Raw genomic sequence first — 13,769 nt, 5'->3', positions numbered from 1 at the left:
TGGTTTTTTATCGTCAACCCCGGACGTCGGAGATAATACTGTCAACTACGCGCTCGATACGCTTCCAGCCTTCATCAGTTTGAAGATCTACATCAAGCATTTTTTCACGATAATCAGAGGAGATGGTCAAAAAATAAATGCCTGCTGAAATGAATGCGATCAACGCGCTGGTGTCATTGTAATAGGGCAGGTCGCCTATTTTGCTGAGGATACGCGTCGCAATCTGGTTGCGGGCGTCTGAAAGCATCGACTTTCCGGTTCCGATTTCCCAGCGGAGCAGGTCGCGCGTGGCTTTACGCTGGCGCAGATCGTTCGTGAAAGTGTGCATGAGGGACGTGAGAGCCTTGTTCCGTTCTTCGGGGGTTAGCTCGGGGATGTTGTCAATGTAATCGGTACTGAGGGTTGACGTGTACTCACCCGACCTGACGTATTGTTCCATCAGACCGTCTACGCTTTCAAAGTATCTGTAAATCAGTACTTTGTTGACTCCGGCGGTGCGGGCGATCAGATTGACGCCTACCTTTTCGGTGCCATGTTGTTCAATTACTTCGCCAACCGCTTTGAGTATTTTACTCTTCGTGCGCTCGCGATCACGCTTTTTAACTTTGTCTACTTTCATATGGGTGCTGTTTAGGTTAAAACATAGTAAATGTAACATTTCATATCCAAATTTTATAGCAGAAAAGTTACATTAAGTAACCAAATTTTTAAATTGGTTTCCTTAATGTCACCGTAAAGTCGCAAAAAGTTGGAAATGTTATCAAATGGCTATGTAACCATTTGAATTTGGAAGTTTTCTAAGATCAGATGCAGGGTAGGTATGAAAATAAAAAAGAGCTCATTTTTCAATGAGCTCTTCGATTACTGTTGGCCGACAAGGACTCGAACCCTGAATAAGACAACCAAAATGTCCTGTGTTACCATTACACCATCGGCCAAAACCGTAAACAGTGGTGCAAAAGTAATGTTAGCAGGGTAACGTGTCAAGTTTTTCAGGAAAAAAATTAAATACTTTTTAGCTCAACATTGCTAGCGATCTTTTTTACAAGGCCTTGCAAAACTTTGCCTGGTCCCGACTCAATAAAAATTTCTGCACCGTCGGCTACCATTTGCTCCACCGACTGCGTCCATCTTACCGGAGCAGTGAGCTGCGAGATCAGATTTTCCTTGATAACGGCAACCTCAGTGGCCGGTTTGGCATTCACATTCTGATAAACCGGGCAAATAGGCTGCTCGAACTGCGCCGCATTGATCGCCGCTGCGAGTTCTTCACGGGCCGGTTCCATCAATGGCGAGTGGAATGCACCGCCTACGGGAAGTACCAATGCGCGTTTCGCTCCGGCAGCTTTCAGGAGCTCGTTGGCGCGCTCGACGCCTTCGATCGTTCCGGAGATCACCACTTGTCCCGGGCAGTTGTAGTTTGCGGGAACGACGATCTCGTCGGTAATGCCGGCGCAAATTTCTTCGATCACGCTATCGGCAAGGCCAAGGATCGCCGCCATCGTAGACGGGCGGATTTCGCAGGCTTTCTGCATCGCAGCGGCGCGTTTTGCCACAAGCGAGAGGCCGTCTTCGAAGGAAAGGGCCCCTGCTGCTACCAAAGCCGAGAATTCGCCGAGCGAGTGCCCCGCTACCATGTTCGGTGCGAAATCGGGGGCGATCTTCGCCAGGATCACGGAGTGAATAAATATCGCCGGTTGGGTCACATTGGTTTGTTTCAGCTCCTCGTCGGTGCCTTCAAACATGATTTTGGTGATCTCGAAACCGAGGATCTCGTTCGCTTTTTCAAACAATGCCCTGGCGGAATCGGAGCTCTGGTAAAGATCCAGGCCCATTCCTTTGAACTGCGACCCCTGACCAGGGAAAACATATGCCGTTTTCATATGGATGATTTAAGGTTATTCACGATGAAATAAAAAACCCGGTACAAAAACCGGGCTACAAAGGAAATACTTGAATGTGAAAGAAAAAAGGCAACGGGTGTCGCCTTTTTTCAAATCGGAATCGATGTTATCGGAGAATCTGCACCCAGCCTTTCATGGTAACCGGAGTGCTCTGTTTCTGGAACGACTCAAAATATATTTTTGCTTCATAATAGTACTGGCCCGCCGCGAGCTCTTTTCCGCCATTGGTTTTGCCGTCCCAGTTGATGTTGACATCCTTGGTAGAGTACACCTGCGCGCCCCAGCGGTTGTAGGCTTTGAATTCCAGCGATTGTACAAATGCAGGGCATTCGAGTGGCTGGAAGGTGTCGTTTTTGTTGTCGCCATTAGGCGTAAATACGTTTGGAAGCACAAACATCGGGCAGTTATCCCGGCATACCGTGTTGCTCGGGGCACTCTCGCTTCCGAAGCGGTTGACGGCCGTCACATAGTAGCATCCGGCAAACGAGGTAAGACCGGTATGGTCGAAGAATGTTTGCAGCGGAGATGGTGGTGTGGTTACCGTAGCGATCAACGTTGGCGCGTCACCCTGATATCTTGCATAATATACCCGGTAAGCGGTCACCAGCGGGTCGCATTCGCGGCCATCCAGCTCTGCGGGATATTCCCATGAGAGGTGGTTGGTAAAACCTGATGGCGTACAGAATGCCTCAGGATGCGCTCTGAGCGAATCGCAGTTGAGCGGATCGAGGGTGAGCACCGGCGGGCAAGGCTTGGTGGTATCCGACGAGGACACGCAAAGTATCTGCGAGAAGTTGTACAGAACAGAAGGCTTGATCTGGCTGTTATTATACGAACCCACTGTTTCCACTTTATAACAATAGGTGGAATCCTTCACGATGGACACATTCACAGTACCGTCAGCAGCATATTTATCTGTACCGTCGTCGACATAAGTAAATGTCTGCGGCCCCTGCACCGAAACCTCCGCGATGCGGTTGAACGTGCCTGGTTTGGTTTTATCCTCGCGGTACACGCGGTGTACGCGGTTGCTATTGTCCCAGGGCACTAACGCTGTCCATTTCAATCCTACCGCATTGGACGTGGCAGCAGCTTGTTCGAGCCTTACGGAACTGGCCGTTTCTGTCTCGTCGAATTTGGTCAGCTGGCCGTTTACAGTGGTATAATATTCGAGTTTGTAGTTGTAGGCGTTGACCTCGGTATTCAGGCCTTTGTCAATAAACAACGTGTCGGCTGCTCCCGGAATAAGGTTGGTATTGATGGCCGCGATCTGTGTGAACGAAGAACCGTTCTGTCCGGTAGCGCGGAACAGACGATATTGTGCAGGCAAACCGGCGGCGGCCGCAGGTCTGATCCATTTTACGGTGATCTGGCCTCTGGTAGTGCTGGTAGAATCGACGGTAACATTGGTGATGACCGGCATTACCAATGGCAGGTTAAGGCAGAATTCCGCCGAAGCAACGCTTACGCCGCCGCCGATCAGGTAACCTGGGTCGCTCGGGCTGGCACCGGGTCTTGGGAACATGGCCACAATGCGGTAGGAGTAGGAAACGCCAGGACGGAGGCCTTCACCACCATTGTTGTCCAGGAAGGTGGTCTGGTTAATATCTACCCTTCCGATTTCCTCGTAACCGGAACCGGCTGGAATACCCGGACTACACACGTCTTCGGAAATATCAGTACATTTTTCTGCCCTGTAAATGGCGATTTTACCCCCTGCTATCTGGCATTTGTAAGCATCCCAGTTGAGGCGATAGGCTGTTCCGGTAGGATCGGTAACCGCGGTAGCCTTCAGGCCCGTGGGTTTCGGCCCGTAAACTTTGATGTTCACCGTCGTCATATCGACCAGTTTCCGGAATAGTGACGGGTTGGGAACACCCGGCCCGGGGGCATCTTCCACTTTAAACAGGACGTCGTAAGGTTCCAGACGAACATGGGCACAGGAGGTTTGCCATGTGAAAAGGCCGGTAATACTGGCTTGTGCGCCCTGGTTGGCAACGGTGAACTTCGCCACCGCCGGCGGGATCAGCAAAGCATCGTAAACACCGCCCGATGATGTGAGCGTAAGTTTGTCGCCATTCTTATCCGTAGCCTTCACCTGCTGATTGATTAACGTCCCGGCTTCGACGCAAATATCGTCCAGGGGCTGAATCACAGGCCGGTCGTTACGCGCGTCCTCGACGATAATCTGCATATCCCGGACGATCTGCCCAATGAGCGTTCCGTCGCGCCATTCTTCGACGATAAATGCGACGTTATAATATCCTTTGGTGACGGGTGCATCCCAGATGAGGTCGCCGGTAATCCGGTTCATACTGAAAGTGGCGGGTGATGCGCCAGCCTCCGTGGATCCGGGAGGCGTTACCATATTAGGGTCTTTGTATTGCAAATTGATACCCGTGCCCTTCACGCCGCTTCTTTGGGGAACAAACATCCGATAGGCAAGGCTGTCGCCATCGGCATCGAATGCGCCTGGGTTGTGAATGTAACGTTGCCCTACCGCAGCCACATCGATCGGCGCATTGAGCAGCACGGGTGTCTGGTTCTTTCCGAAATTGGCATTGATTTCCAGGATCGTACTCACATAGAAGTTCAGGTTCTGTGTAGGTGGCGGACCGATATTCAATACATTGTTGTTCCGGTTATCCTCTTCAAAGGAAATGCGATACTGACCGGCAGAGCGGAAAGTGTAGTTGATAATGTAGGTGTTCTGCGTAGTGTTGTTACCGATGTTTGGGATCGGTTGAATACGGGGAGCCTCTATAACGTCGACTTGGGTAGATTGTATGGCATTAGGCGGGCCGATCGTGAAGAACACCGTATTCTGGGCATTGGCGGCACCTTCGCCATTCTGCATATCGAAATAGGCAGTAAGTTTTATTTCGTAGGTATGGATTGGAGAACTGGCGGAAGTAAGCCGTCTAGCCGTGATCTCGCCCGCGCGTATATGCGTAGCCATGGCCTGAAAGCCATTACACAGCAGAGCCAGGAAGAACAAGTATAATGGGATTCGTAAAACAGAGCGCATAAATCTATGTCGAGCTAATAATGATAGGGAGGCAATGGCAGGCGCCATATCTCCTGTCAGGTACCTTAAATCAACGAAAATTCAGATAAAAATGTGTGCTTCGGGAATGAATATAATGAGTCAGTTTGTAAACATACAAAACAACTTTATAAATCATATATGAATTGTCACAAAGTCCCAAAGCCGCACAAATAGCGCCCTGATGTGATTTTGCATTGCTATCTCAGCAATTGCACCCAGCCTTTCATAGTTGTCTCCGCACCTTGTTTTTTAAATGATTCGAAATAGATGGTTACTTCATAATAATACTGGCCTGCGGCGAGCTCTTTTCCGCCGTTGGTTTTGCCGTCCCAGTTGATGTTCACGTCTTTCGTAGAGTATACCTGCGCTCCCCAGCGGTTGAATACCTTGAATTCCAGCGATTGTACGAATGCGGGGCATTCGAGCGGCTGGAAGGTGTCGTTTTTGTTGTCGCCATTTGGTGTAAACACGTTTGGCAAAACATACATCGGGCAGTTGTCCCGGCACACGGTGTTGCTCGGGGCGCTTTCGCTTCCGAAGCGGTTGACGGCCGTCACATAGTAGCATCCGGCAAATGAGGTGAGGCCTCTATGGTCAAAGAACGTTTGCAGCGGCGATGGCGGAGTGGTAACCGTGGTGATCAAAGTTGGTGCATCACCCTCATATCTTGCATAATATACCCTGTAAGCGGTCACCAACGGGTCGCAATCACGGCCATCCAGCTCGGCGGGGTATTCCCATGAAAGATGGTTGGTAAAGCCGGATGGGTTACAAAATGCCTCAGGATGCGCTCTGAGCGAATCGCAGTTGAGCGGATCAAGGGTGAGCACCGGCGGGCAAGGCTTGGTGGTATCCGACGAGGACACGCAAAGTATCTGCGAGAAGTTGTACAGAACAGAAGGTTTGATCTGGCTGTTATTGTACGAACCTACCGTTTCAACTTTATAACAATAGGTAGAATCCTTCACGATAGTCACATTCACAGTACCGTCAGCGGCATATTGATCTGTACCGTCGTCGACATAGTTGAATGACTGTTGTCCTTTTACGGGAACTTCCGCAATGCGGTTGAACGTGCCTGGCTTGGCTTTATCCTCGCGGTACACGCGGTGCACGCGGTTGCTATTGTCCCACGGCACAAGCGCGGTCCATTTCAACCCGACTGCATTGGTCGGGGCGGCGATCTGTTCGAGCCTTACCGAGCTGGCCGTTTCAGTTTCGTCGAATTTGGTCAGCTGGCCGTTTACTGTGGTATAATATTCAAGTTTGTAGTTGTAGGCATTGGCTTCTGTGTTCAAACCTTTGTCTACAAACAGGGTGTCGGCTGCTCCCGGTGTAAGGTTTGTATTAATGGCTGCGACCTGTGTGAACGAGGTGCCTGCCTGCCCGGTAGCCCTTAAAAGACGGTATTGAGCAGGCAAACCGGCTGCGGCCGCAGGTCTGATCCATTTTACCGTGATCTGGCCTCTGGTAGTGCTGGTAGAATCGACGGTAACATTGGTGATGACCGGCATTACCAGCGGCAGGTTAAGGCAGAACTCGGCCGAAGCAACGCTTACGCCACCGCCGATCAGGTAACCTGGGTCGCTCGGGCTCGCACCGGGCCGCGGGAATATGACCACAATGCGGTAGGAATAGGAAACGCCGGGACGGAGGCCTTCGCCACCATTGTTATCCAGGAATGTAGTTTGGTTCACTTCCACCCTTCCGATTTCCTCGTAACCCGAACCGGCCGGGATACCGGGACTACACACGTCTTCGGAGATGTCCGTACATTTTTCCGCTCTGTAAATAGCAATTTTAGCCCCTGCTATCTGGCATTTGTAAGCATCCCAGTTGAGGCGATAGGCGGTGCCCGTAGGATCGGTGACGGCGGTACCTCGCAATCCCGTCGCTTTGGGGCCGTAGACGCGGATATTGAACGACGTCATATCCGCTAGCTTCTTGAAAAGTGAGGGATTAGGAAAAGTCGGCGTCGGCCCGTCTTCGACTTTAAACAGCACTCCATATGGACCCATTCGAATGTGGTCGCAGGATGTTTGCCAGATGAACGTGCCGGTCACACTACCCTGGGCACCCTGGTTGGCAACGGTGAAGGTCGCGAGCGGAGGTTTGATCAGCGTGGCATCATAGACGCCGCTGGCGGAAGTGAGGGTGAGTTTGTCGCCGTTTTTATCCGTCGCGACTACTTTCTGGTTAATCAACGTCCCGGCTTCGACACAAATATCCTGTATGGGAGTCAAAACAGGCCGGTCGTTACGGGCGTCCTCGACGATGATCTGCATATCGCGGACGATCTGGCCTATCGGTACGCCGTCGCGCCATTCCTCCACAATGAATGCGACGTTATAATATCCTTTGGTGACGGGTGCATCCCATATGATGTCACCTGTTACGGGGTTAAGGCTGAATGTAGCCGGGGTAGCGCCGGATTCGGTCTGGCCGGGAGGTGTAACGGTATTCGGGTCCTGGTATACGAGGTCCATACCCATGCCATTTGCCCCCCTTTGCTGAGGGACATACATCCGATAGGAAATGCTGTCGCCGTCGGCATCGAACGCAGCCGGGTTGTGAATATAGCGCTGGCCCACGGCTGCGATGTCGATAGGAGCATTGCGAAGCACGGGCGTCCGGTTCAGACCGAAAGCCGCATTGATTTCCAAGGTGGTGCTTACGTAGAAGTTAAGGCTCCTGGTCGGTTTTGGGCCAATGTTTAACACATTGTCGTTGCGTGCATCTTCTTCAATGGAAATGCGGTATTGCCCTGCCGATCTGAACGTGTAAATGGCTTTGTAAACGTTTTGGGTGGTATTGTTGCCAATATCAACAATGGGGAGAATCCTCGGTGCTTCCACGAAATCGGGATCTCCGGTGCCTTTCACATTGTTGATGGTGAAAACGACCGAATTTTGAAGTCTGGCGGCTTCTGGTCCGCTTATCATATCGAAATAGGCGGTCAGTGTTATCTCGTAGGTATGCGACGTAAGCGACATTCTTCTCGCCGTGATTTCCCCGGCGCGGAAATGAGTCGCGAAAACCTGGCTGAACGACAACGTCAGCATCAGAATAACAGGCAGTAGCCGATAAGATAGAGGTTTGAGCATGGGTCGGTTCGTTAGTCGTCCGCGTATGTAACAATTCAACGAAGCACCTGTTTGAAAATGTGTGCTAAACGGTTACAAAATAGTTGGAAAGCCGGGGCTGAACGCTTCGCGCTGAGCGTCTTGCTTTTGCAAAGGCTAATCAGTCTAAATAATTCTTAATAATGATTATAAATAAACAGGCCGGTTTGCAAAAATGAAAGGGATTCTTTGTCTCGCTAACGTTTGTGATATACCTTTGAAAGGTTCTAAATATACCTCTTTTTTTTGCACTAAAACCATTCGTTTTTGATTATGTCGTGGTTTTCACAAACGTTAACGAGCTCTATCGGCAGAAAACTTCTGATGGCTCTTACCGGACTTTTTTTGATTAGCTTCCTGGTCGTTCATGCCACCATCAATGCCATGATTTTTTACAACGACGGCGGAGAGACTTTTACTCACTGGGGGCATTTCATGGCTACCAACCCGATTATACGTACCCTCGAAATCGTCCTGGTTGCCGGCTTTATACTCCATATCGTTGATGGTTTGATGCTTTGGAAAAGTAACCGTGACGCCCGTCCGGTGAAATATGCCGTGAACAACGCGGCAGCAAACAGTACCTGGTACTCGCGCAGCATGGGCTTGCTCGGGACATTGCTGCTGATCTTCCTCGTAGTTCACACCTCGCATTTCTGGATTCCCAACCGCACGAACCAGTTTGCAACGGGCGAGGAGCTGGATCTTTATCAAATGATGCTCACTACATTCCAGAACCCGATTGTGGTATTGATTTACATTCTGGGTTGCATTTCCCTTTTCTGGCATTTGCTGCACGGTTTCAAAAGCGCATTCCAGTCGCTTGGCCTCAACCACGTGAAATACAATGGTATGATCTCCTTCCTGGGAACCGCGTTTTCGATCGTCGTGCCTATCCTCTTCGCGTTAATGCCGATCGCAATCTATCTGGGTTGGGTGAAGTAATCCTGAAAGCGTCTTATTTCTAATTTTCGATTAAATAATATTTGATATATGGCAACTTCATCTCGTCTGGATGCCAAAATACCACAGGGACAACTCGAAAGTAAATGGAGCAAATACCGCTCGTCCGTTCCGTTGGTTAACCCTGCGAACAAACGTAACCTCGAAATCATTGTAGTAGGTACCGGACTTGCCGGCGCTTCTGCGGCTGCTACGCTCGCGGAGCTCGGTTATAAAGTGAAAGCGTTCTGTTTTCAGGATTCCCCACGCCGTGCGCACTCCATTGCCGCACAAGGGGGGATCAATGCAGCAAAAAACTACCAGAATGACGGTGACTCGGTTTACCGTCTTTTTTATGATACCATTAAGGGAGGTGACTACCGTGCGCGTGAAGCGAACGTGCACCGCCTTGCCGAAGTTTCGGGTAACATTATCGACCAATGCGTAGCCGCGGGTGTGCCTTTCGCGCGTGAGTATGGCGGTTTGCTTTCCAACCGCTCATTCGGTGGAACGCAGGTGCAGCGTACATTTTACGCAGCGGGCCAGACGGGCCAGCAGCTGTTGCTCGGAGCATATTCCGGCTTGCAGCGCCAGGTAGGTATGGGTACTGTTAAAATGTACAACCGCCACGAAATGCTCGACGTCGTGAATATTGATGGCAAATGCCGCGGTATCATCGCGCGTAACCTGATCACTGGAGAGATTGAAAGACACGGAGGCCACGCGGTATTGCTTTGCACGGGCGGTTACGGAAACGTTTTCTACCTCTCGACCAATGCAATGGGTAGCAACGTGACCGCAGCATGGAAAGCCCACAAACGCGGCGCATTCTTCGGTAATCCTTGTTTTACCCAAATCCACCCGACCTGTATCCCGGTTTCCGGCGAGCACCAGTCGAAACTGACACTGATGTCGGAGTCGTTGCGTAACGACGGGCGTATCTGGGTTCCTAAAAAACAGAACGACAACCGCCCGGGTAACGAGATACCTGAAAACGAGCGCGATTACTACCTCGAACGCCGTTACCCAGCATTCGGTAACCTCGTACCGCGTGACATCGCGTCGCGTGCGGCGAAAGAGCGTTGCGACGCAGGTTACGGTGTAGGATCTTCCAAACTGGCCGTTTACCTCGATTTCGCTGCGGCGGTAGAGCGTTACGGACGCGGGGAAGCCAACAAGAACAATATTCACAATGCCTCCGACGCCGATATTACACTGTGGGGTAAGGCAGTTGTGAAAGAAAAATATGGTAACCTCTTCGATATGTATAAGCAAATCACCGGCGAAGACCCGTATGAAGTGCCTATGCGTATCTATCCTGCGGTACACTACACCATGGGCGGCCTTTGGGTTGACTATAACCTGATGACCACCGTTCCGGGCTTGTACTCGCTGGGAGAGGCCAACTTCTCCGACCACGGCGCGAACCGCCTCGGTGCTTCGGCGCTAATGCAAGGTCTGGCCGATGGTTATTTTGTAATTCCGTACACCATTGGTAACTACCTGGCGAGCGAGATCCGTACCGGAAAAATCTCTACCGACCATGAAGCATTCGTGAAAGCGGAAGCGGAAGTAAAAGAGCGCATCGACACATTACTTCGCATTCAGGGTAAAACATCTCCTGAACTTTTCCACCGCCGTCTGGGCAAAATCATGTGGGACAAATGCGGTATGGCGCGTAATGCACAGGGCTTGAAAGAGGCGATCGAGGAAATCCGCCAATTGAGAAGAGACTTCTGGTCGGATGTGAAAGTAATGGGTACCGCCAATTACTTCAACCCTGAACTCGACAAAGCAAACCGTGTTGCCGACTTCATCGAGCTCGGCGAACTGATGTGTATCGATGCATTGGATCGTAACGAATCATGTGGCGGCCACTTCCGGGAAGAATACCAGACCGAAGAGGGCGAAGCATTGCGTGACGACGAGAATTACATGTATGTCTCGGCCTGGGAGCATAAAGGCCCCGAGAACTGGGAGCTTCACAAAGAAGAGCTCGTGTATGAAAACATCAAAATTGCTCAAAGAAGCTATAAATAATAACCTCCGGTGGCATGGATGATGTCACGATAAAAAGTTATATCAGAAATAAAGAATATAGGTATGGAAGGAAATATGAGTTTGTCGCTGAAAGTTTGGAGACAAAGCAATAAAGAAGCGGCAGGAGGTTTTGAAGACTACAAGCTGGATCACGTTTCTCCTGATATGTCATTTCTTGAAATGTTCGATGTACTCAACGAGCAACTCATCGAAGAAGGAAAGGAACCTGTTGCATTCGACCACGACTGCCGCGAAGGTATTTGCGGGATGTGTTCGATGTATATTAATGGCCGTCCGCACGGTCCTTTGCGCGGCGTAACAACCTGCCAGCTGCACATGCGTTCGTTCAAAGACGGCGATACCATCGTGGTAGAACCATGGAGAGCGCAGGCGTTCCCGGTAATTAAAGACCTCGTGGTAGACCGCGATGCATTCGACCGCGTGATCTCTGCGGGTGGTTTCGTTTCCGTTAACACCGGTAATGCACAGGATGCAAACGCATTGCCCATCGCAAAAGAAGCTGCCGACGACGCATTTGCTGCGGCAGCATGTATCGGTTGCGGCGCTTGCGTAGCGGCATGTAAAAATGCTTCCGCAATGCTTTTCGTATCTGCCAAAATCTCCCAGCTGGCATTGTTGCCCCAAGGACAGGCCGAACGCAGCATCCGTGCCGAGAAAATGGTCGCTCAGATGGACGCAGAAGGTTTCGGAGCCTGCACCAACACCGGCGCTTGCTCTGCAGAATGCCCGAAGGAAATCAGCCTCGAAAACATCGCCCGCATGAACCGCGAATACATCGGCGCGAAGTTCTCTTCTTCGGCGGTTTAAGGATATACTCAATGGAATTGCAGGGCAGTCGGGCAACCGACTGCCCTGTTTTTGTTTTTGATGGGAAAACCTTGAATCTGTTACTGTTTCAAAATGTTTATATTGCATTAGGCAAGGAAACAACAACATGGATACGATAGAATTGAGATATAAGCCCCTGCGTCTTGACGACGATGAATTCTATGAATTTTGCAGGGAGAATGATCAACTCAAAATTGAGAGGGATAGCGAAGGAACGATCTATATTATGTCGAATACTGGCGGAAAAACGGGTAAACTGAATGCAATCATCATATATTGGTTGATGCACTGGCACGTTGCAGGAAACGTGGGGCACGTTTTTGATTCATCGACTGCCTTCCGCCTACCAAATACCTCTGTAAGGTCTCCTGACGCCTCGTGGGTTTCTAACGAGAAATGGGAGTACTTGACCGATGCCGAACAAACGAAATTCCCGCCTGTCTGTCCAGACTTTGTAATCGAGCTACTTTCAACGAACGATGATCTGAAAACCATTCAGAATAAGATGCAGAAAGAGTGGATTGAAAATGGTTGCAAGTTAGCCTGGCTCATTGATCCATTTACACAAACCGCTTTCATTTATCGGGCTGATGCGGATGTTGAAGTTCTCAATGGATTCGACCAGTCTTTGTCCGGCGAGGGCGTACTTCCCGGCTTTAAATTCGATTTGAGCAAACTCAAAATATAAAGCCAATTTATACCAAAACAGCGAAGCAGACGATCAACCGACCGTCTGCTTCGCTGTTTTTATACCAAACTCAGGAAATACTACTTCTTCTTGGTAGTATCGGCAGCAGCCGGTTTGCCCGCGTTTTTATATTCGCTGTTCAAGCCATCGATGATCTTCTTGGTTACGTCCAGAGAAGGGTTAGCGAACAGGATGCCGCCGCCCAGGGAGTAGCCGAGAACATACTCGTAGCCGTTTTCCTTGTTGTATTTGTCGATGTACGAACGGATGTTTTTGTAAAGCTCTTCGTTCTTTTTAGCCTCTTCCTGGCCCAATGCCTGCGCCGACTGATCGCGGTAAGCTACCAGGTCCTGTTGCTTTTTCATGAGTTGAGCTTCGGTTGAACGAGCTTGCTCGGGTGTCATGGTTGCTGCGCGTTGCTGGAAGAAAGCTACTTCATTTTGCAGTGAGCGTCCTTTGGTAGTCAGCTCGTTTTCAAGCTGGAAATTCTTATTTTCAAGCTCTTTCCGGGTATCCTTGAAGAAATCGTAGTTTTTCAGAAGTGAATCCACCTGAACGTAAACAGTGCGGCGGCCTGCCACTACTGCACCATCTGCGGCTGCACCGGCGTCTGACGATTTGCTTGAAAAATGAAGGAAGAATAACACCGCCACAGCAAGCGAAAGGACGACGTTCCAGATCAATGAAGTATTGTTGTTCACGTTTTTAAGGTTTATTGTTTTTTGAACGAGCCGCAAAGATAAGGATTTGTGTTTAAGTACAATGAATAAGTGCCGACACGGCGGTCAGACCACAACTTTCACGAGGCAGGTCCCGATAGCGGAAGGGGATTGCGACGGAAGATTTGCCGTACCCAATACCCGGCGAGACCAGAAAAACCGCCCACCAGACCTCCTACGAGGGCAGTTACGAGTAAAAGCAGAATGCCATTCGGCAGCATGAATATCTTCGCGACGCGATCGGACAGGGCGCCGTCGGAAATGAAATGCTGGTAATATCCATACAGCAGCCACGGTACGGCAATACCACCGAAGCCCGTCCAGAATGCACCCGAAGCCCTGGCAGGCCGCCAAAAAAGGATCACGAAGGGAACGATGGCGATTACCCACCAAGGAATGAATATTTGCAATACTGCCGACAGAATGGCTATGATGAAGAAGTTCATATGTTCCGGG

Annotated in this window: 10 protein-coding genes and 1 tRNA gene; 4 read left to right on the top strand and 7 right to left on the bottom strand. The window is 50.3% G+C overall.

The features are described from left to right. Nucleotides 1-13 precede the first annotated feature (13 nt). From BMW93_RS12075 to BMW93_RS12055, 5 genes are all read right to left on the bottom strand, one after another. Complete coding sequence (locus BMW93_RS12075) at nucleotides 14-619, bottom strand: TetR/AcrR family transcriptional regulator (protein ID WP_090375797.1); 606 nt, start codon at nucleotides 617-619, stop codon at nucleotides 14-16. Between the two features lie 248 nt (nucleotides 620-867). Continuing rightward, nucleotides 868-938 (bottom strand) — tRNA-Gln (locus BMW93_RS12070). A 66-nt stretch (nucleotides 939-1,004) separates the two neighbouring features. Further along, a complete protein-coding gene (fabD, locus tag BMW93_RS12065; protein WP_090375795.1) occupies nucleotides 1,005-1,883 on the bottom strand; it encodes an ACP S-malonyltransferase in 879 nt (292 codons plus the stop codon). A gap of 127 nt (nucleotides 1,884-2,010) precedes the next feature. Further along, a complete protein-coding gene (locus BMW93_RS12060; RefSeq protein ID WP_090375792.1) occupies nucleotides 2,011-4,863 on the bottom strand; it encodes a gliding motility-associated C-terminal domain-containing protein in 2,853 nt (950 codons plus the stop codon). A 287-nt stretch (nucleotides 4,864-5,150) separates the two neighbouring features. Continuing rightward, nucleotides 5,151-8,057 (bottom strand): gliding motility-associated C-terminal domain-containing protein, encoded by a 2,907-nt coding sequence (locus BMW93_RS12055; RefSeq protein WP_090375790.1) that lies wholly within the window; start codon nucleotides 8,055-8,057, stop codon nucleotides 5,151-5,153. Nucleotides 8,058-8,348: 291 nt separating this feature from the next. On the opposite strand from BMW93_RS12055, the gene BMW93_RS12050 reads away from it, so the two are divergent. The 4 genes from BMW93_RS12050 (at nucleotide 8,349) to BMW93_RS12035 (ending at nucleotide 12,594) form a co-directional block, all read left to right on the top strand. Beyond that, complete coding sequence (locus BMW93_RS12050; protein ID WP_090375788.1) at nucleotides 8,349-9,020, top strand: succinate dehydrogenase cytochrome b subunit; 672 nt, start codon at nucleotides 8,349-8,351, stop codon at nucleotides 9,018-9,020. 48 nt (nucleotides 9,021-9,068) lie between these two features. Then, nucleotides 9,069-11,057 (top strand): fumarate reductase/succinate dehydrogenase flavoprotein subunit, encoded by a 1,989-nt coding sequence (locus tag BMW93_RS12045; RefSeq protein ID WP_090375785.1) that lies wholly within the window; start codon nucleotides 9,069-9,071, stop codon nucleotides 11,055-11,057. Nucleotides 11,058-11,132: 75 nt separating this feature from the next. Beyond that, nucleotides 11,133-11,885 carry a succinate dehydrogenase/fumarate reductase iron-sulfur subunit gene (locus BMW93_RS12040; protein WP_218147687.1) on the top strand — a complete coding sequence of 251 codons (753 nt, stop codon included), beginning with the start codon at nucleotides 11,133-11,135 and terminating at the stop codon, nucleotides 11,883-11,885. 127 nt (nucleotides 11,886-12,012) lie between these two features. Beyond that, nucleotides 12,013-12,594, top strand: a complete 582-nt coding sequence (locus BMW93_RS12035; RefSeq protein ID WP_090375780.1) for a Uma2 family endonuclease — start codon at nucleotides 12,013-12,015, stop codon at nucleotides 12,592-12,594. 80 nt (nucleotides 12,595-12,674) lie between these two features. Here the strand turns inward: BMW93_RS12035 and BMW93_RS12030 are convergent, their stop codons facing one another. Beyond that, entirely contained in the window at nucleotides 12,675-13,295 is a 621-nt protein-coding gene (locus BMW93_RS12030; protein WP_090376267.1) for an OmpH family outer membrane protein, read from the bottom strand. A gap of 98 nt (nucleotides 13,296-13,393) precedes the next feature. Next, on the bottom strand, nucleotides 13,394-13,759 hold the full coding sequence (locus BMW93_RS12025) for a hypothetical protein (protein WP_090375777.1): 366 nt from the start codon (nucleotides 13,757-13,759) through the stop codon (nucleotides 13,394-13,396). Nucleotides 13,760-13,769 lie beyond the last annotated feature (10 nt).

Source organism: Dyadobacter sp. SG02 (genome assembly GCF_900109045.1).
Taxonomy (GTDB): Bacteria; Bacteroidota; Bacteroidia; order Cytophagales; family Spirosomataceae; genus Dyadobacter.
Note: the sequence above shows the minus strand (reverse complement) of the source record. Positions and strands in the feature narration are given on the sequence as shown.